We start from the raw sequence: 21,017 nt of genomic DNA on the forward strand, positions 1-21,017 counted from the left end.
TCGGCGTGATAGCCGGGCGAATTATTATTCACCCACGAGTACAGCGCAGCAACTCGTTACTGGTAGCTCGTAGCTCGTAACTTAATTTAGCGGCTTCGCCGCTAAATTATCATTTACTCGTTTTACAATTTTACACTCTGCCGCTTCCCATCAAACTTCACCGTCACCCCCTTAGCCTTCGCGTCAAAAGGTTGCGGCTTATCCTTACTTACCTTTACAACGTTGAATATACGTTCTTTCAACATACCGGGAAATTCTCCTGCACGGTCACCAATAGTCAGAGTACCCTCCGCATCATTGTAAGTAAACGGGATGGTGGCATACTGTCCTTTTTCGTAGTTGTAATTCACACCTTCATCCTCGTACAAAGTGAACTCACCATCTTTACCCGCATATACATACAGTGTAATTTCTTCCGCAGGCTTCTCATCACTATACTGCATTTCCGGTCCGTAAGGCACAATAGCCCCTTCGCATACATAGAGCGGCATGCGTTCATAGGGAGCGTCCACTTTCAACTGTTGCCCACCGGCCATGTACTTACCAGTATAGAAATCATACCAACCGCAAGTTGCCGGGAAATAGACTTCCCGATTGCGTGCACCATACTCATACACCGGAGCCGCCATCAACGCCGGACCAAACATAAACTGGTCACTGATATTATTCACCTTTGTATCTGCCGTAAAGTCCATTACCAGCGGACGCATAATCGTATAATCATCAAAATAAGTCATCCCGGCCAATGAATAAATATAAGGCATCATCGTATAGCGCAACTTCGTATAATACACTATAGAACTATAAGCCGGATGTCCTTCGGGAGCTATATTCCACACCTCACGGAACGGATACTGTCCATGTGCACGGAACAACGGGCAGAATGCGCCAAACTGATACCAACGCGTATTCAACTCGCGCCATTCCTTATAGTCCGCATTCTCTTTTCCGGTCCTGTTGAATTCCTTTTGTCCGTCTTCATAGCGTTTTTCTACGCAGAATCCGCCAATGTCCATTGTCCAGTAAGGAATACCGCTGACTGCAAAATTCAGTCCGGCAGAAATCTGTGCCTTCATATCTTCCCAACGGGTAGCGATATCGCCACTCCACGTTGCGGTAGAATAACGTTGCAATCCGGCAAATCCCGAACGAGTCAGCAAGAATACACGCTTGTCATTGTCTACGGCACGTTGCCCGTCATAAATAGCCTCAGCATTCATCAACGCATACGCATTGAAATATTGATCGGACGGACCGAGAGCAGTCGGACCACATAAAGCTTTCCGGTAAGCCAAATCCGTGCAGTCGCGTACATTCGGTTCACTGGCATCCATCCACCAGGCATCAATTCCGAGGGGATAAAGATGATCTTCCATCTGTTTCCAGAACAGCTTCCGTGCACCCTCAGCATAAGCATCATAGAAAGAACCGACGTAGCCGGGGCCAATCCAGTCACGGATGCTGTCTTTAACGGCCTGCTGATACATCCAGCCTTTTTCATCAAACTCTTTATAATGTTCCGTAGTCATATAGAATTTCGGCCAAACGGAAATCATCATCTTGGCATTCAGGGCATGAATAGAATCTACCATTCCTTTCGGATCAGGGAAACGAGCTTTGTCGAACTCATGACTACCCCAGGAATTTTCCGGCCAGTAGCTCCAATCGAGCACAATATTATCAATGGGAATCTGACGTTTACGGAATTCCTTCAAAGCATCCAGTATTTCTTCCTGCGTCTTATAACGTTCGCGGCTCTGCCAGTATCCCATCGCCCACTTCGGCATGATTTGTGATTTTCCGGTCAGAGCACGATAGCCACTGATTACCTCGTCCATATCCTCGCCATAAACAAAATAATAATCAATTTCATTCTGCATTTCTCCCCACCACGACTGTTTATTCTGTTCTTCAGCAGATACAGGAGACAACGCACGCAAACCGCAATAGGATACATATCCGTCAGGAATCCATTCAATTTTCAATGGAACACGTTTACCGGCTTTCAAATCGACGGCAAACTTATAACTGTTCGGGTTCCAAGCCGTACGCCAACGTTCGGGAACCACCAGTTCATTGTCAATATACACCTTCATATATCCTGCATAATAGAGGATGAAACGGAACCGGCCACTCTCCATCGGCTCAATTTCTCCTTCATACGTCACCTGTGAACCCATGAAAGGAAATCCTTCTGGTAAGTTCACGACTTTCGACAAATCTTCCGATTTCAGATGTTCAAAATAAACAGAATCTTCCCGGCGTACCAGTGTTTCCGCTGTTGATTTCTGAGAGGGTACGTATGTTCCTGTCAAAGCACCTTCCTTACCCTCCTTATCATAGAGTTTGAAAACTGTGCTTAACTGTGCATAATCACGCGGATCGCCGAAACGGCAAAGCGAATAACTATCCCACAGAATACCGTAATTCTTATTGGAAACGATAAAAGGTACGGAAACCTTTGTATTATACTGGAAAAGTTCCTCGTTCTTACCTTTATAGTTGAATTCATCAGCCTGGTGTTGTCCCAGTCCGTAGAACGCCTCATCATCGGGTGACTGGAATACCTGACGTACCGTATACGCCTTTGTTCCCTGCACTTCGATAGGCTGGAAACTCCTGCCTTTCTCATCTTCCGCCAAAATCAGGTTACCGGAAGCATCGGTAAAACGTACTTCACCCGTAGATTTGGATACGATGGCGCACACCTCTGAGGTTTTTACCGAAACGACATCTTCACTTTCTTCCACGCTGAAATCCGTCTTATCTTTTTGAGGAACTATAATCAGGCTTTCCGCCTTTGAAAAGTTTTTTTCGGGAGTGGCCGACACATGAATCAACTTCTCTCCCATTACTTCAACCTTCACCTTTCGCACATCCGTCGGTTGCTGTTGTTCGACATTTACAATAATGCCGTTACTCGTCTTCTCATACCCGCCTCCGGAGCATGCCATCAGCATCCATCCTGCGAGCAAACAAACTGAAGTGTTTTTCAATTTCATATCTTTGTTTTTAAAGTTATTTTCTCCGAGTGTAAAAGTAGGAAATCATACAGTAAACAAGCCCTCCCGATGTTGAAAGGAAAGGGCTTATTTGATTTATAGAAATATCAGATGTTTCAACAATGGGTACTTTTTGTTATTTACCCTCCTTTTCCTGATATACAGAGGGTAAAACACCAAATTCATCCTTGAAATACTTACTGAAATATTTGGGGTTATTGAAGCCCACCTGATAGGCAACCTCCGACACATTCTGCTGGCTCTCGCGCAGAAGTTGTGCCGCACGTTTCAATCGGATAATACGAATAAATTCTATCGGAGTTTTACCGGTAATCTGCAACAGCTTTTTATAGAGATGCACCCGGCTCATGCCCAGTTCATGACTCAATTCTTCCACAGACAAATCGGGACGGGCAATATGCGTCTCCACATACTTTATCGCATTCTCAATCAGCTTTTCGTCCATCGAAGTGATAACGATTTCACTCGGTTCGGGATCAATACGGGTGCGAAGTTTATTTTTGCTACTCAAATCTATCAGTTTGCGCATGCGCAAAATTAGTACCTCCATATTGAAAGGTTTCGTCACATAGTCATCCGCACCAATCGTCAGACCTTCCACCTTATTCTCTACGGATTGCTTGGCCGTAAGCAACACAAACGGAATATTACTTGTACGCTTGTCAGCCTTCACCCAACGGCACAGTTCGTTCCCGTCCATTTCAGGCATCATCACATCACAAACGATGATATCCGGCATCAATTCCGGTATCATCTGCCAGGCTATCTTTCCGTTTCCGGCAGATTCTATGCGGAAATACAGACTTAATGTATAGCGCATGAAAGAAACAAAATCTTCATTATCATCCACAATCAGTGCAAGTGGCTTCTTCCATTCTTCATCATTCAATTCTTCCACCGAAGCAAGTGCCACCGCATCCTCTTCCGCAGCTTCTTCCGAGAGTGGAGTCGCTACGTTCACCACCGAATGTTTCACCGGAATATCTACCACAAACACACTGCCCGTACCCACATTGTCGAACACGCGCACCACACCGCCATGCAGCGTAACGTAATCGCGCACCAGACTCAAACCGATACCACTCCCCGTACTGGGGTTACCATCGCCTTTACGCTCCGATTGATAGAAACGTTCGAATATACGTTCTTTATCAAGGTCGCTGATACCTACCCCCGTATCGGATACTTTGATTTCTAATGTTTCCGTAGTTCCTTTTATCAGTTCAAGAGAGACATCCACCCTCCCTCCATCCGGAGTAAACTTAAACGCATTAGAAAGCAGATTCATCACTACCTTACCTATCTTATCCTCATCGAACGACATATTCAGCGATTCGATTGCCGAGAAAAAAGTAAGATGCACGTTCTTCTTTTCCGAAAGCATCAGGAATGAGTTGCATATAGAGTGAACATACGACACGATTTCTCCTTCGGAAAGGCTGAGATGCAGGCCTGCCACCTCATTCTTGCGGAAGTCCAGCAGCTGATTCACCAAATTCAGCAAGCGCGAGGCATTGCGGTGCATCAACTTCAGCTGACCCAGTTTCCTTTCATCCTTCGTCTCTTTTATCATGCTCTCCAACGGTGAGATAATCAGCGTCAACGGAGTACGCAACTCGTGGCTCACATTGGTGAAGAAACGGAATTTCATTTGGTTCACCTCCTCATTCCTCTCCGCCTCATGCTCCATCTGCTGTATCTTGAATTTATTACGCTCACGGCGCAGCACTGCATTGCGGGCAAGTATCAGTAGCCCCATCAGCAACAGAGCATAAATGACATACGCCCAAGGGGCCATCCAGAAAGGCGGCCGGATGATAATCTTAAGGCTCGCTTCCTCCGTCCCTGCATATCCGTCACCATTGACGGCTTTTACTTTCAGCTGGTAAGTACTGGGCGCCAGATTCGTGTAAGTGACGCGGTGCATATCGGCCGTACCCGACAGCCAGTCTTCGTTAAAACCTTCCAGCTTGTACAAATACCGGGTCTTATCAGGCACGATGTAATTGTCCGATGCAAACAGCACGGTGAAGACATTCTGTTTATAGTCGAGCTCTATCTCCCTGACTTTATTCAACGACTCGCGCAGCAAGACGCGCCCTCCGTACTCCTTCCCGATTTCAATCTCTTCATTGAACAGCTGGAAGCCGGTAAACATCACCTTCGGCAGCGTAAGGTTATATTTGATGCCGTTGGGACTGAACGTATTGAGTCCGTACATGCCCCCCATCGCAATCTCCCCCGAAGTGAGCCGCTTGATGGAACGCTGATTGAACTCCGACCCTTGCAAACCATCCTTATCATCATATACATAATAATGGAATGCATAATCTGCGGTTTTAGTATCGATGGAAGGGATAATATTCAGTACCCCGTTCCCCGTGGTCACCCACATATTTTTGTTCTCATCCTCCGCGATACCGGCAATGTATTCCTTTGCTTCGTCCCGACCGGAAGAGACAATCTGCAAATGGTCGTTCTTCGGGTTATACAGATTCAGCCCATTGCGCGTTCCTATCCATATCAGTCCCCGGCTATCTTCATAAACCTGGTTTATACTTTGATTGGAGAAACGCTGGCTCCCCGACAGGTTACCTACCATATTGGTTATCTTCCGGGTGTTCAAATCCATAATGGCAACACCCGTAGAAGCGGTGCCGATAACAAGCCGATTGTCGCGGGTGATGCAGATAGAAGAAATATGATTGGAGATGAGGTCGGAATTAGCCATGGTATAGGTGATAAATTTCCCCGTCTTCGGATTCAGGCATTGCAGGCCTCCGCCTAACGTACCAATCCATATATTTCCATCCTTGTCTTCCGCCAGTGCCCAGACATTATTGTTAGCCAGTGAATTCTCATCTCCGGGACGGTTGCAGTAATTCACGAAGCGTTTACCGTCAAAACAGTCCAGACCTTCCCAGAAAGTGCCTATCCACAGTTTGCCGTCGGTTGCCTGCAACAAAGTGACCACTACATTGGAGGCTATGGAATTTCCCGTCCGTGAGTGGGTATATATTTTCTTTTCGTCCGTCCGTGAGTTCCAATGGATTAATCCGGCATCGTTGCTACCCAACCACAGGCAACTATTGCCACACTCTTCCAGGCAGTTGATATCGCCCAGGCGGTTGATGGAAAACTTAAAAATGCTCTCATTATAATAGGCCACACCTTTCTTATAAGTCCCTATCCACATCACCCCGCTGTCATCCTCATAAAACACGTTAATGGTATTGTTGGGCAATCCGCGTTCATCATCCACATTATAAGTAAGTGAAACGGTTTCGCCTGTCGCCTTATTCCAGATGTCAATGCCATCCTGGTCTTTTCCAAACCAGATGCGCCCCTGCCTATCCTGGGCAATGGCAACCACATGTGCCTGTCCCCTGTCGTTAAAGTCCCATTGCGACTGCCATTTCTTTTCCGGCAGATTATACGCCCACACGCCGGGAGAGCCGTATATCCATAAATCCTCGTCCTTATCCACATACAAGAAGAAAATATCGGTGCGGTTTCCCATCTTTTTCATTATATCCGTCAATTCCCACTTCACCTTTACTTCTTCACGGTCGATGCAGAACACGTGCCCGTTCTCATATACCAATACAACGCCATCCTTGCACTCAATCATATCGATAATGATACCTTCGGGTATTCCTTTCTCACCGAAAGGCAGGACATCCGCCTTTTTCTCTCCGGGACGGTAGCGATAACACCCCTTCCCGTCCACGGCAAACCACATATTCTTCAGGCTGTCTACAAATACATGCCGGGGAGTCCCGTCTATTCCGATGTTCCACATCCAGGAACGCACATCACGCACAAAGTTTTCCGTATCCCAATTATATATGATATATCCATTCTCTCCGGTACGTATCCACAAACGGCCTTCACCGTCTTCCACTATTTTCTCGATGTAGCTGTCGGGCAAAGATGTGGGGTCATTATCCGAACTATAAAAGACTTTGAAACGATATCCGTCGTAACGCGTCAGGCCGGATGCGGTTCCGAACCACATAAAGCCTCTCGAATCCTTATAGATAGCATTAATTTGGTTGCTGGGCATCCCGTCCCTGACTTCCAGGTGCTTGAACATGAAATTGTGCGCAACGGCAGAGAAGCACATTACAACGACCAGTACAATAAGTAAAATCAATCTCTTCATGGCATTAGGTATAAGGTGGTAGCTAACACATTACAAATGAAACAAAAAATTACTGTATAAACAAAGTTTTCCATAGAAAATAGGGAAGCCACTTCCCTCACAGAAGCCGCTTCCCAGAACCAATCAAAAAAAAACCTGTATTAAAAACCTATCTCTCAGCTAAGAGAACCTATATTTATGAAAAACCTATCTTTCCCAATTAGTTTGCAATCCCCTCTATCAGAGCATCCAGTGCTTGCTGGTCATAAACCTTACAGGTATTGCGGTTAAAGAGAGCCATCGTATTGTCTCCATTATATCCATTGTCCCAGTAGAAAGGAACAAGACCATACTTTCCGGCATTGGCAACCACCGTTTTCAGATAGTAAGCGCGCGAAGCCAAATGCTTGGTCAGCTCATCTCCGGTTAGGGAAGAACGCCTGTTGGCACCAAACTCACCCAAGATCACCGGAATGCCCTGGCTTACATATTTCATCTGCATCTTTTTGAAAAGAGCTTCCATTTCCGCTTCCGCACTTGCGTAACCGCCGGGTTGGTAGTTCCTGTCAGATCCGTCCACATGATATTCGGTTCCCCAGAAGTAGGCCATCTTTCCCCAGCTTTCATCTTTTTCCATTCCGCAGAAGTTCCACGGGGTGTAGTAGTGTATCTCCACCATCAGGCGGTCAGGTACATTATCCACAGGCAGCTGGCCATAATCCGAAGTATTCGTGATATCAGTATTGGGTCCCTGCACAATCAGGTTGCGAAGTGCATTGTTCCCACCTGTAGCACGCACGGCATCTATGAAGGTCTGTTCGTATGACTTCAGCACTTCCATTTCAGTGGCATTGGCAGCATTGGGTTCGTTACATCCGGCAAATAGCAAATGTTCGTCATAGTCCTTGAACTTCTCGGCAATCTGCGTCCACAAAGCCTTCTGCACCTTGTTCACATTATCCTGTACGGCTGCTTTACAATTCTTTTCCAGCCAGCCTCCGTCATAGTGGATATTCAGGATGACATACATATTCTCGGCATAACAATAATCCACCACTTCCTGCACACGGTTCAGCCAGGAAGCTTTAATTGTATAGTCCGTCTCATTCTCCATATATCCATACCAGGCACAAGGAATGCGCACTGCATTGAAACCGGCAGCTTTTACAGCACTGATCATTTTCTGTGTAGTTACGGGATTTCCCCATTTGGTTTCTCCCGGATCCATGTCACTCAGCGAGTTCGTTCCCCACACAAAACCGTCTGCGTAAGTCACATTGCACGCTTCCAAAGAATTCCCCAGATTCCACCCGAGTTTTATCTTCGCAGCCAAAGTCATGGCATCACTCTCCATACCGACATCAGGCAACTCACCGGCAAGCTGCTTTACAGTAACAGTCTCTGTAAAATCTCCCAGAGTAAAGGTGATGGTTCCTTCGCGAGCCTCACCATAATGGGCGGCAATGCTAAAGGTTTTAGTCACCGCAGACATTGCACGGGTATTAGTCTCACGTATCCAGCTATCATGAATAGTGACCGTGACATCGCCATTCGCTTTCAGATTCACCGTAAAGATTCCACCTTCGGCAGCAACCGCTTCAGGAGAACAAGATTCTACAATCAGTCCGTTGGCTGCCACCTGCACAACGTTGAACGTTTCCGTCAAACCACCGCCGTTCACGGTAATAGTGGCAGTGCGTTCCACCGCATCAGGATTTTCTTCCACCGTCACCGTATATTTAAGGACTGTAGCCGAAGCGGAAGCAGCGGGAGTTACCGTACACCAATCCTGATTGCTGGTGACTTCCAGTGACACATTCGACTTGATAGAAAGTGTGCTCGCTCCTCCTGTTTTGGAGAAATTCATTCCATTCGTCAGAATGTTTTCGGAAATTACGATTTCCGGCGCAGCCGGCTCATCATTACTGTCAGAACAAGCTGTCAAGACAGGAAAAAGGGACAGTACGGACAGTACCAGGCAAATCCCCAGTTGTTTAATAGTATTTTTCATCTTATTTCTTTTTTATCATTAGCCTTAATTTATTGCGGAGCATTGTTATAAACAGACTGTAATGTATAGGAAGCATCTTCCGTGAAAACAGCCTTCTTCATTACTCCTACTATTTCCTCCGCATTATTCAGATAATCACCCGTAGCATGATTGAACAGACCGGACTCTTCCTTTCCTGCTCCTGTTCCACCGTTGTCCCAGTAGACCGGTGCCATACCATACTCTTTCGCCGCTTTGCACACATATTCCAGATAATACTTGCGGAAGGATTCTTCACGGGCAGTCGCACGATGCACACAACCCATCTCTCCAATGTATACCGGGATGCCTTTATCCACGTAAGCCGCTTTCAGTTTTCCGAATATATCCTTCACATTGTCTTCATCTCCTCCGCTGACTTTCTTGCCCGCAGCCCCGGTATGTCCCCATTCAGAATAGGCAGCATTCAATGTATACTCGTAAGGGTCGTAGAAATGCACAGCTACCATCAGACGATTCTGCACCTTATCCGTGGGCAGTTTGAAAGAGCTTATCGTAAGCTCCGGATTGGTGCAGTAGCCCGGCACACCGAGAAAACGGTCGGCATTCTCACCACCAACGGCACGCACCGCATCCACAAACACCTGGTTCCACTCGTTCAGTACCGCATATTGTTTTCCACCGTCCGTGCGGTTCCCGCCCCAGCCCCAGCCGCCGTCATGTATTTCGTTCATCGACTCGAATGCCAGGAAGTTTCCTTTATCTTTAAACCGTTCTGCAATTTGCGTCCATATAGCTTCCAACTCGGCCTTGACGGCAGTATTCTTGCTTTCACTCTTGGCAGCCTCTTTTATATTCAGCCAATAACTGCTGTCCGCCCCATCATGATGAATATTGACAATAGCATTCAAGCCTGCCTTCTCCGCATAACCCACTACTTCGGCAACACGGTCCAACCATGCTTTCTCAATTTCATAGCCGGGAGCGGCTCCGATATGTCCCATCCAGGTGACCGGAATACGTACGGTAGTGATTCCTGCGACAGCCAGTTTGTCAAACAAGGCTTGCGTTGTCTTCCGGTTGCCCCAGATTGTTTCATTAGCTATGCCATTACTATATGCATCCAGTTGATTTCCCAGATTCCAACCCAAACCCAGGCTTTTGGCTACAGCCCAGGGGGTCTCTCCTGCTATTTCATTCGAACCGGGTTCAGCGGGCCCACCGGGTTCATCAGGTTCATCAACCTCACCGGCCGACTGCACGATGTTGAACTTCTGTTCCGCCAAGTTACCACCTTTCACGCTAATAGTAGCCGTGCGCTCATCCGTACCGGTATTAGGTTCTACATCTATCGTATATTTAAGGACTGTGCTCGAAGTAGAAGAAACCGGGGTCACCGTGCACCAAGTCTGACTGCTGGTAACTTCCAGCGACACATTCGACTTGATAGAGAGCGTATTTGTTCCTCCGGTTCCGGAGAAGTTCAGCCCGTTCGTCAGAATATTTTCGGGGATCACGATTTCCGGCATAACGGTTTCATCGTCATTGCTGGAACAAGCCACCGCAAAAGCGGAAAGCGCAATCGTGAAAAGAAAGACAAGACAAGTTTTAATTTTATTCATGACCGTAATGTTTTTCGTTCTTAAATGTCAGGTTAAGGATAGAAATCCGTGTTGGCAAAGATAGGGCAAAACGGACATACAGTTGATTCAGGATGTTATATGGAACGGTATAATTTGTTATCCCTCCGGGATAAAAGGTTTCCAATAACCGACATATCGTCCGGAGGCTTTGCTGGAACCGTGTAAAGCCCTATCTTTGAGAGTAAATGTTACTCATATCTGACTTATAAAAACACTTTTAACATGAAGAAATTCCTTTTATTCTTATGTGTGATGATGGGCATGAGCTGTTTCTCACACGCTCAACAAGGTTATCAGAATCCCGTCATTCCCGGTTTCCATCCCGATCCCAGCGTTTGCCGGGTAGGTGAAGACTACTATCTGGTGAACAGCAGTTTCTGTTATTTTCCGGGTGTTCCGTTGTTTCATAGTAAAGACTTGATTCATTGGGAACAGATAGGCAACTGCCTGAGCCGCCCGTCGCAGGTGAAACTGACCAATGCAGGAACGTGGGGCGGCATCTACGCCCCTACCATCCGCCACCACGAAGGTGTATTCTATATGATAACCACCAACGTCTCGGACAAAGGAAATTTCCTGGTACACGCCACCGACCCTCGCGGAGAATGGTCCGAACCTGTATGGATAAAGCAAGGAGGCATCGACCCGTCCCTCTATTTTGAAGATGGTAAGTGCTACCTGGTGAGCAATCCGGACGTAGGCATCTATCTATGTGAAATCAACCCCATGACCGGAGAACAGCTTACAGCATCCAGACGCATCTGGAACGGCACGGGAGGACGCCACCCGGAAGGACCGCATATTTATAAGAAAGACGGCTGGTATTACCTGCTGATTTCCGAAGGTGGAACGGAATACGGGCATAAAGTGACCATCGCCCGCAGCCGCGACATCGACGGCCCGTATGAAAGCAATCCGGCCAATCCTATCCTGACGCACATAAACAAGAACGCGCAGAACAGTCCGATACAAGGCACGGGACATGCTGACTTCGTAGAGGCTGCCGACGGTTCGTGGTGGGTGGTATGCCTCGCATTCCGTCCGCAGACAGGAAGTCACCATTTGCTGGGACGTGAAACGTTCCTTGCCCCCGTTCGTTGGGATAAGGATGCCTGGCCTGTGGTGAATGGAGACGGAACGATGGCGATTCAGATGGATGTGCCCACTCTGCCACAATATCCTGTTTCTCCCAAGCCTGTACGAACGACATTCGCAAACGGAAAGTTGGGGCCGGAATGGGTCTATCTCCGCAATCCGAAAACAGAGAATTACAGTTGCAGTCCGCAAGGTATGCTCCGGCTGAAGATGACTCCGGTCAGTCTGAACAGTATGGACAGTCCGACGTTTGTAGGCCGCAGACAGCAGCATATTGATTTCACGGCAAGTACTTCGGTAGAATTACAGAAAACCCGTCCGCAGGATGAAGCGGGGTTGACGGTATTCATGGAGAATCATTCGCATTACGATTTGTCTGTCAGGCAGGATGCTGACAAGAAGCAATCGGTAATCCTCCGTTATCGGTTAGGGGAACTGACTCATGTAGAAAAAGAAATCAGCATCCCTGAAGGTAAAGTGCAACTTCGGGTGAAGGGTAATAACGATATTTATTTATTTGAGTACGCCACGGACGGAACGAATTTCCGGGAACTTGGTAAGATGAACGCCCGGTATATCAGTACGGAAACAGCAGGCGGATTTACAGGGATCATCTTAGGAATGTATGCCGTGTCCGGTTCCGCCTCATCAAAGGGGCATGCGGAATTCGGGTATTTTGAGTATCAAGGGGAATAAATATTGCACTTCAAAAAGCAGAAGAGTCCATAAGAAAATGTGATAGAAACCCAGCTTTGTCCATCGAAAAATGTGATAAAATAGGGTTTTCGTCCATAGGAAAATGTGATTTCCCTTGCATAAGCTTCTTATTATAAGCATATTTGCGTATAAAAGCAAAAAAGAATGAAACGATTACTGATAGAAGAACTTATCCAATGGAAAAACAAACAGGGACGCAAGCCCTTGATACTTCAAGGAGCACGGCAGGTTGGCAAAACCTGGTTACTGAAAACATTCGGTACGGAATGCTTCGAAGACATCTGTTATATCAACTTTGAACAGAACAATTCCATTAATAATATATTTGAGGGAAACATCAGTCCGGAGCGCATCATTGAACAACTTTCCGTATTCCATGGCAAACGCATTCAGCCCGGGAAGACACTTATCATTTTCGATGAGGTGCAGGAAGTTCCGCGCGCATTGACTTCTTTAAAGTACTTCACTGAAGAGGCGCCCGAATACGCCATTTGCTGTGCAGGTTCCCTGCTGGGAGTAGCACTACATCAGGGAACTTCTTTTCCTGTAGGTAAAGTAGAATTCTTAACTCTGCAACCTCTCTCTTTTCGAGAATTTCTACTTGCCAACGGAGAAGAACTGCTACTTGACTATGTGATGAACGGCAATTTAGATACCAATGCTTTCACCGAAAAATTGCAAGAGCATTTAAAACGCTATTTCATCATCGGTGGAATGCCTGCTGCCGTGCAAAGCTGGCTGGATACACAAGACTTTTTTGAAGTGGAAAAGATACAGGAACAACTGTTGAGCGCTTATCAAAGTGATTTTTCGAAACATGCTCCTTCTAATCTGATAGCCAAAATCAGATATGTGTGGCAGAGTATCCCCTCTCAACTGGCAAAAGAAAATAAGAAATTCGTTTATGGCATGGTACGTGAAGGAGCACGTGCCCGCGAATATGAGGACACATTAATGTGGCTTCATGACACCGGACTTATTCGCCGGACTTACCGTGTACGTAAACCGGATGTACCATTGAAAGCATACGAAGACTTACAATCTTTTAAAGTATTCCTGCTTGATGTCGGGCTCTTGCGGGTCATGAGTGGACTGTCGCCTAAAGTATTCATCGAAGGAAGCCGGATATTTGAAGAATTTAAAGGAGCACTGACGAAGCAATATGTTCTACAAGAGCTCTCTCTTTTTCCTCAACTCAATGCCAACTATTATTGGACTTCCGATGCAAATGCCGAAGTTGACTTTCTCTTCTCCGATGGTCTTCGGGCATATCCGTTGGAAGCTAAAGCCGGCAATAACGTACATGCTAAAAGTCTGAAAGTGTACGATAAAGAATACAATCCGCAACTTCTTTTCCGTACCAGTTTACTGCCGTATGAAAAAAATGGGAAACTAATAAACATCCCGTGTATCTGTTGTTTGCTCTACCGAAAGTACTTACTCTTTAATATAAGCAACTGTTCAGTTCATTCATTTCACATCAATTTTTATCCACAAACAAAACTTACACAAGTGAGCTTTTACTGTTGACTATTAAGGTATTACAAAAAGCCAATTTTCTGTTCACAAAAAGTTAGAAGTTTGTCAACAAGAAGTTAACTTCCTGTCGACAAACTCCTAACTTCTTGCTGACATGAAACAGAACGTTTTTCTATTATTTTACAGGTAAGTACATTTTGGGAGGAGACAAAAAAAAGAATGCATCCCTTTCCACATCCAACGGGCAGAGTATTCTGCACCGAATCCTAATTGGGAAATGATATAATAATAGACCTGAACATCAACTCCCGCAGCAAAGCGGGTGAAAGAAAAGTTCTCTTCGCCGTAATAGTCCTCTTTTTCACTATCAGCCAGTTCATCTTCCGACAAATCTCCTCCTCTATAAATATATATCCAGTCATTCCATCCAAGCGTGGGTCCGATACCCACGGCAAAATGCTTCCAATAAGAAGTGTGCAACAAATTTATGTTGTAATATCGAGCATCACGCCCCAATCCGAAGGTTCCATAGACAGAACATAACCAGTTAGACCAACTTCAGCTGTCAGAGACAAAGTCCGGTTCCGGCAGTAGGCGTATTCTAATCCGGCACCAGTCCCCAATATTGCCGTAGAAGAGCGATTTCTAACTTGCGAAACTTGAATAAATGATATATTAAGATGTAAGCTAATTCTAATCCCATATAACAGCAAAAAAAATAACAGAGAATATAAGAACTAACTTATCTGTTTTTTGCTAAATATTGTGCCATTTTCGAGAATAATCAATATCTTTGCATAAAATGTCAAGTTAAATCAGTTAGAATGAAGCATATCAATAGATTAAAAGTCGTTTTAGTAGAGAAGCAAAAGACAGGAAAATGGCTTACCGAGCAATTGAGAAAAGATCCTGCTACAGTATCGAGATAGTGCTCCAATTCTATCCAACCATCCGTTGAAACTTTCGCTAAAATAGCCGAGTTGCTGAATGTTGATATGAAAGAGTTGTTTAATAGTAGCAAGTAGAACATATTATGCAAAGTAAAGATATAGAATATAATATCAAACATATTTTTGAGAATTTCTCTAAAAATGAATTTATATTCGACTTTCTAATAGCATACGGAATATCAAAAACGTCAGTAACCCGATTAAAGAAAGGTGACTTCAATCTTTCTAAAGTTCAGGGAGAGGTTTTGTACAAAAAGAAAGTACTCTTCAAGGAAGAGAAATCTGATAAACTGCTTATAAGCATCGAATCACTCTCTACCGATGAACGCGTATTGAAGCATTCTCCACGTTTTGTTATTGTCACTGATTTTAAGACCTTACTTGCTAAGGATTTAAGGTTAGGTACAACAAAGGATATTCAGTTTAGCGAACTTCCAAGGCATTATGATTTTTTCCTGCCGTTAGCCGGTAGTGAGGTTTATGTAACCAAAAACGATAATAAAGCTGACCGTGATGCTGCTTATAAGATGGCGGAATTATACGACTGCCTAATTACAGTTAACCATGATATATACACATCTAAGGAAAGCATACATAGTTTGAATATATTTTTATCCAGACTGCTGTTTTGCTTTTTTGCCGAAGATACAGGAATATTTGAGGAGAATAGTATTTTTACAAACTCTTTGGCTCAACATACCCAACCGGATGGAAGCGATACGCACTTGTTTTTAAATGAGCTCTTCAAACGATTAAACTCTAAGAGTAGTGATGAATTTCCGGTGTATTTGGCTGAAAAATTTCCTTATGTAAACGGTGGGTTATTTAGAGATTCGATTGAGTCTCCAAAGTTTACGTCAAAAGCGAGAAAGATCTTAATCGGACTTGGCGAGTTACAGTGGCAAGAGATTAATCCCGATATTTTTGGCTCCATGATTCAAGCGGTTGTGCTACCTGAGTATCGTAGCGATTTAGGGATGCACTATACTTCGGTTGAGAATATTCTAAAACTTATCAGACCCCTATTTTTAGATGAGTTGTATGAAGAGTTTGAGAAACATCGGGATAATGTGGCTCAATTACGCAAGTTAATTGCGAGGATGTCAAAGATGAATTTTTTTGACCCTGCTTGCGGTAGTGGAAACTTTTTGATTATTACATATAAAGAGCTTAGAGCATTAGAGATAGAAATTCTACAACGTATCATCGAGATACAAACACCTACTTTGCTTGAATATACAGAAATTAAATTATCTCAATTTTACGGTATAGAGCTTGACGACTTTGCTCACGAAATGGCGAGACTCTCTCTATGGTTAGCAGAGCATCAAATGAATAAGATCTTCGAGGAGCAACTTGCAGGTTATGGCGAATCAAAGCCCATACTTCCACTTAAAGAGGCGGGACATATTGTCCAAGGAAACTCTTGTCGGAAGGAGTGGAAAGAGATTTGCCCTATTGAGAAAGATGATGAGGTTTATATAATCGGTAATCCCCCATATTTAGGTGCAAGGTTACAAGATGCAGAGCAAAAGAAAGATATGGGCTTTGTGTTTAATACAATTCGTGGCTATAACAATATGGATTATATCGCTTGTTGGTTTTACAAATCAAAAGAATATATATCAGGATTAAATGCAAAGGCGGCTTTCGTATCAACTAATTCAATTTGTCAAGGTGAACAGGTTGCGTTATTGTGGCCTCATATTCTTAGTGATTTAGTAGAAATAGATTTTGTATATCATTCGTTCAAATGGACAAATAACGCAAAAGGGAATGCAGGCGTTACTGTGATCATTGTAGGGCTGAGAAATGTATCAAAATCTGCAAAATTCATATTTGATGGTGATATTAAACGATTCGCAAAAAACATAAATGCATATTTATTGGATTCTGCAAATGTTTATATTAGTAGTCGGAGTAGGCCTATTTCTACATTTCCAGAAATAGACTTTGGAAATATGGCTAATGATGGAGGTCATTTGCTTTTATCGAGAGAAGAAAAGGATGAGTTGTTATTAGCTGAACCTGAAACTGGTAAATTTATAAGAAAGTTGGTTGGTGCATTAGAATTCATCAGAAATGTAAAAAAATATTGCTTATGGATAGAGGATTACCAGTATGATGAAGCACGTTCTTTTCCAAAACTTAGAGAAAGATTTGAGAAGACAAGAGAGATAAGGTGCAAAAGTAAACGTTTATCGACTAACGAGCTAAGTGGTGTCCCATATAAATTCGCTGAGGTCAGATACCGAGCCACAGAATCAATTATAATACCAAGCGTTTCTTCTGAAAAAAGGGAATATATACCTATTGGATTTCTCAATAGCGATAACATTATTGTAGCTCCAAATTTTGCTGTATACAATGCTTTACCTTGGCATTTTGCAGTAATAACCTCCCGTATGCATATGGTATGGGTAAGGGCTGTTGGTGGTCGGTTGAAAACAGATTATAGATATTCTGCAAAACTATGCTATAATACTTTCCCTTTTCCAAATATCACAGAGAAGCAAAAAGAAAATCTAAATCTATATGTATTTGCAATACTGGATGAGAGAGCAAAATATCCGAGTAAAACAATGGCTCAGCTCTATGACCCCGAAACAATGCCGGTGGGACTTAGACAAGCCCATAAAGAGTTAGATGAGGCTATTGAGCGATGTTACCGTCTGCAACCATTTACAAATGATACAGCAAGATTAGAGTATCTCTTTAGACTCTACGAAGAGATGACGACAAAAGAGACACTCTTTGCTAAACCTACAAAACGTAAAAAGAGACAATAATTATGGTAAACCTTATAGAAGTAACATATAACCAAACAGGTAGTAGTAAAAAAACGAATGAAATGGGTATGCGTGAGATGCAGCAAAAAGCATATTCCGCAAACTCAGCTCAATATCTGTTGATTAAAGCTCCACCGGCATCCGGTAAATCGAGAGCTTTGATGTTTATTGCACTTGAGAAACTACATCACCAAGGCATTAAGAAGGTGATAGTAGCAGTTCCCGAAAAATCAATCGGTGCATCTTTTGCATCAACGGAACTTTCAAAATATGGTTTTTTTACTGATTGGAATCCAAACCCGCGTTATAACCTTTGCACTCCGGGTGAGGATAAAAGTAAAGTTACAGCGTTTTTGAACTTCTTGGAGAGTGACGAACAAATATTAATTTGTACGCACGCCACACTGCGATTTGCTTTTGATGGTTTGGACGAAAAAAAACTAAATAATACCCTGATTGCAATAGATGAATTTCACCATGTTTCTGCCGATGGCGACAACCGGTTAGGAGAAGTAATGAGGAGTATTATGGCAAAATCGAATGCTCATATCATTGCAATGACTGGTTCATATTTTAGGGGCGATAATATTCCTGTACTGTTGCCGGAGGATGAAGCGAAATTCACAAAAGTTACATATACTTATTATGAACAACTTAACGGATATGAATATTTAAAATCTTTGGGTATAGGCTACCACTTTTATCAGGGTCGATATTTCAGAAAACAGCCGGATAAAGAGATGTCTGCTTTAGAAGAGGTTTTGGACGAGAATAAGAAAACAATCATTCATATCCCAAGTGTGAATTCTGCTGAATCTTCACGTGAGAAATTAGAGGAGGTAGGGCACATTATTGAAGCCTTGGGCGAACTTGAGTATCAGGATGAAACAACAGGAGTACTATATGTCAGGAGTAAACGTTCAGGCAGAATGTTGAAGATTGCAGACCTTGTAAACGATAACCCACGTGCAAGAGATAAGATTACAAACTATCTGAGAGAAGAAAAATCGCAGGATGCCATAGATATTATAATAGCATTAGGAATGGCAAAAGAGGGTTTTGACTGGCCATATTGCGAACACGCCTTGACAATAGGTTACAGAGGTTCGCTAACCGAAATTATTCAGATAATAGGTAGAGCAACCAGAGATAGCGAGAATAAGACTCATGCCCAATTTACTAATCTTGTAGCAGAGCCTAATGCAGAAAATGACGAAGTAAAGGTTGCGGTAAACAATATGCTAAAAGCAATCACTGCATCTCTGCTAATGGAACAAGTACTAGCCCCCAACTTCAAATTTAAGCCGAAGTATAATGAGGATGAAGATGATGATTCAGTAGTTGATGAGAACACAATAAAAATTAGAGGTTTTAAACTTCCGACGTCTCAAAGAGCTAAAGATATTATTGAAACAGACTTAAATGATTTAAAGGCGAGGATACTGCAAAACGACCAAATGCTAAAAGCAATGCCCGGTAATATAGAACCGGAAGTCATTAATACTGTATTAATACCCAAAATTATTAGAGAGGTTTACCCGGATTTGAACGAAGAAGAGGTTGAGGCTGTACGTCAGCACGTGGTTGTTGATTCTGTAATCAAAAACAGTGTTATTGAAGAGCAAGGCGGACGAAAGTTTATAAGAATGGCTGGCAGTTTTGTCAATATTGATGATATTCATATAGATTTGATAGATACGATTAACCCATTCCAAAAAGCATTTGAGATACTTTCTAAATCAGTAACGGCACAAGTGCTTAAATTAATTGATGAGCATATTCAATCAACCAAGTTCGAAATGACCGAGGCGGAAGCAATAATTTTGTGGCCTCAAATTAAAGAATGGAGAAGAAAAACCGGCGAGGCTCCCAATCTGCAATCATTCGATCCGAAAGAGAAAAGAATGGCTGAAGCAATTATATTTTTGCGAGAACTAAAAAGACAGCGAGCATTAAATGAGCAATAAAATAACAATAGATGATATTTTTGCAGATGATGAGTTTGGGTTACTGAATTCATCGTCAAAGGTTACTCGACAAAAATCAGCAGATGATCGACTTGTTGATTCTTTCGAAGAGATAAATCTGTTTATCGATAAAACGGGACGTGAACCGAGTACTTCAAGTATGTCGGAATATAGCCTTTATGCCAGGCTCAAAACATTCAGACAAGATGACTCAATGAAACGTACTCTCAAAGAATTTGACCGCCACAACTTATTAGGGGATGTTGAGATTGAGGAATTAAGTATTGATGATATTCTTAATGATGAGGAAGATTATGGCCTATTAGATACTGATAAAGAACTATCTATCTTCAGACTAAAAAATATCCCCAAAGATACAGATAGAGCGGAAACTGATATTGTTGCCCAACGAAAATCGATGAAAGAGAAAGATTTTGTTAAATATGAGGCAATGTTTCAACAGGTTCATAGAGAGATTAAAGCGGGCAAACGAAAACTCTTGCCAATATATGATATTGAAAAAAATCTGATAGAAGGTCAATTTTATGTGCTAGATGGGGTATTGCTACTACTTGAAAAGATAGAATTTGGTAAAAGAGACGTTGAACTATCAAAAGAAACCATTCGCAGAAAAGATGGTAGAACAATGACCATTTTTGAAAACAGCACTTATAGCAATATGCTATATCGGTCTTTGGGGAAACAAATTCAGAAAAAAGGGAAACTTATTACTGATATAATTGAAAATGTTGAACGGAATTTCTTCAAAACATCAAATCAGCTGAATAAAGAGGATTCCCAAACAGGCTGGATTTACGTTGTAAAATCAAAATCAACTAATCCCACAATTGCTAATATTAAAGACTTATACAAGATCGGATTCTCGTCCACACCTGTGGATAAAAGAATCAGTAATGCAAAAAATGAAGCGACCTACCTGTTTGCAGATGTTCATAAAGTTGCATCGTACGCTTGTTATAATATTAATGCAAACAAACTTGAAGAACTATTAGATCGTTTTTTTGCATCGGCGTGTTTAAATGTGGATGTATTTGACCCAAAAGGGATGCGAATAACTCCACGAGAGTGGTTTGTGGTTCCTTTTAGTGTGATTGAAGAGGTTATAGAACTGGTCTTGAATGAATCTATAATACACTATAAATATGATTTAGAGACCAAAACAATAGTTTTAAAATAAATAATAATCAAGGAGTGAAGGG

General features: G+C 43.1%; 10 protein-coding genes and 1 pseudogene. 6 read left to right on the forward strand and 5 right to left on the reverse strand.

All coding sequences use genetic code 11. The annotated features are described in order from the left end of the window. Window positions 1–122 precede the first annotated feature (122 nt). The 4 genes from BN161_RS05450 to BN161_RS05465 form a co-directional block, all read right to left on the reverse strand. On the reverse strand, window positions 123–3,002 hold the full coding sequence (locus BN161_RS05450) for a TIM-barrel domain-containing protein (RefSeq protein ID WP_044263638.1): 2,880 nt from the start codon (window positions 3,000–3,002) through the stop codon (window positions 123–125). A gap of 136 nt (window positions 3,003–3,138) precedes the next feature. Then, the gene (locus BN161_RS05455) at window positions 3,139–7,188 is read right to left on the reverse strand and encodes a hybrid sensor histidine kinase/response regulator transcription factor (RefSeq protein WP_044263640.1); all 4,050 of its coding nucleotides are present in this window, start codon (window positions 7,186–7,188) and stop codon (window positions 3,139–3,141) included. A 199-nt stretch (window positions 7,189–7,387) separates the two neighbouring features. Next, window positions 7,388–9,178 carry a cellulase family glycosylhydrolase gene (locus tag BN161_RS05460; RefSeq protein ID WP_044263642.1) on the reverse strand — a complete coding sequence of 597 codons (1,791 nt, stop codon included), beginning with the start codon at window positions 9,176–9,178 and terminating at the stop codon, window positions 7,388–7,390. 29 nt (window positions 9,179–9,207) lie between these two features. Next, the gene (locus tag BN161_RS05465; protein WP_044263644.1) at window positions 9,208–10,779 is read right to left on the reverse strand and encodes a cellulase family glycosylhydrolase; all 1,572 of its coding nucleotides are present in this window, start codon (window positions 10,777–10,779) and stop codon (window positions 9,208–9,210) included. 243 nt (window positions 10,780–11,022) lie between these two features. Between BN161_RS05465 and BN161_RS05470 the strand changes: the two genes are divergently transcribed. Both BN161_RS05470 and BN161_RS05475 read left to right on the forward strand, forming a co-directional pair. Next, window positions 11,023–12,591 carry a glycoside hydrolase family 43 protein gene (locus BN161_RS05470; RefSeq protein ID WP_044263646.1) on the forward strand — a complete coding sequence of 523 codons (1,569 nt, stop codon included), beginning with the start codon at window positions 11,023–11,025 and terminating at the stop codon, window positions 12,589–12,591. A gap of 165 nt (window positions 12,592–12,756) precedes the next feature. Beyond that, window positions 12,757–14,142 carry an ATP-binding protein gene (locus tag BN161_RS05475; protein WP_074435095.1) on the forward strand — a complete coding sequence of 462 codons (1,386 nt, stop codon included), beginning with the start codon at window positions 12,757–12,759 and terminating at the stop codon, window positions 14,140–14,142. A gap of 129 nt (window positions 14,143–14,271) precedes the next feature. Here BN161_RS05475 and BN161_RS05480 read toward each other — a convergent pair whose 3' ends face one another. After that, window positions 14,272–14,571, reverse strand: a complete 300-nt coding sequence (locus BN161_RS05480) for a hypothetical protein (protein WP_209441888.1) — start codon at window positions 14,569–14,571, stop codon at window positions 14,272–14,274. Between the two features lie 344 nt (window positions 14,572–14,915). Between BN161_RS05480 and BN161_RS30370 the strand changes: the two are divergent. The 4 genes and pseudogenes from BN161_RS30370 to BN161_RS05495 all read left to right on the forward strand — a co-directional run bounded on the left by BN161_RS30370 (window position 14,916) and on the right by BN161_RS05495 (window position 20,995). Beyond that, window positions 14,916–15,116 (forward strand): annotated as a pseudogene (locus BN161_RS30370) (helix-turn-helix transcriptional regulator). 8 nt (window positions 15,117–15,124) lie between these two features. Beyond that, window positions 15,125–17,830 (forward strand): class I SAM-dependent DNA methyltransferase, encoded by a 2,706-nt coding sequence (locus BN161_RS05485; protein ID WP_044263649.1) that lies wholly within the window; start codon window positions 15,125–15,127, stop codon window positions 17,828–17,830. Window positions 17,831–17,832: 2 nt separating this feature from the next. Next, window positions 17,833–19,797, forward strand: a complete 1,965-nt coding sequence (locus BN161_RS05490; protein ID WP_044263651.1) for a DEAD/DEAH box helicase — start codon at window positions 17,833–17,835, stop codon at window positions 19,795–19,797. Continuing rightward, window positions 19,787–20,995, forward strand: coding sequence for a GIY-YIG nuclease family protein (locus tag BN161_RS05495; protein WP_044263652.1), 1,209 nt, complete (start codon window positions 19,787–19,789; stop codon window positions 20,993–20,995). The genes BN161_RS05490 and BN161_RS05495 overlap by 11 nt, the downstream gene beginning before the upstream one ends. The last annotated feature ends 22 nt before the right edge of the window (window positions 20,996–21,017 follow it).

Source organism: Bacteroides timonensis (assembly GCF_000513195.1).
In the GTDB taxonomy this organism is placed as follows: Bacteria; Bacteroidota; Bacteroidia; order Bacteroidales; family Bacteroidaceae; genus Bacteroides; species Bacteroides timonensis.

What these genes read in the sequence shown, in the direction of transcription:
- BN161_RS05490 (WP_044263651.1), top strand. Translation starts at nt 17,833, where the DNA reads ATGGTAAACCTTATAGAAGTAACATATAACCAAACAGGTAGTAGTAAA.
- BN161_RS05470 (WP_044263646.1), top strand. Translation starts at nt 11,023, where the DNA reads ATGAAGAAATTCCTTTTATTCTTATGTGTGATGATGGGCATGAGCTGT.
- BN161_RS05475 (WP_074435095.1), top strand. Translation starts at nt 12,757, where the DNA reads ATGAAACGATTACTGATAGAAGAACTTATCCAATGGAAAAACAAACAG.
- BN161_RS05495 (WP_044263652.1), top strand. Translation starts at nt 19,787, where the DNA reads ATGAGCAATAAAATAACAATAGATGATATTTTTGCAGATGATGAGTTT.
- BN161_RS05465 (WP_044263644.1), bottom strand. Translation starts at nt 10,779, where the DNA reads ATGAATAAAATTAAAACTTGTCTTGTCTTTCTTTTCACGATTGCGCTT.
- BN161_RS05485 (WP_044263649.1), top strand. Translation starts at nt 15,125, where the DNA reads ATGCAAAGTAAAGATATAGAATATAATATCAAACATATTTTTGAGAAT.
- BN161_RS05460 (WP_044263642.1), bottom strand. Translation starts at nt 9,178, where the DNA reads ATGAAAAATACTATTAAACAACTGGGGATTTGCCTGGTACTGTCCGTA.
- BN161_RS05450 (WP_044263638.1), bottom strand. Translation starts at nt 3,002, where the DNA reads ATGAAATTGAAAAACACTTCAGTTTGTTTGCTCGCAGGATGGATGCTG.
- BN161_RS05455 (WP_044263640.1), bottom strand. Translation starts at nt 7,188, where the DNA reads ATGAAGAGATTGATTTTACTTATTGTACTGGTCGTTGTAATGTGCTTC.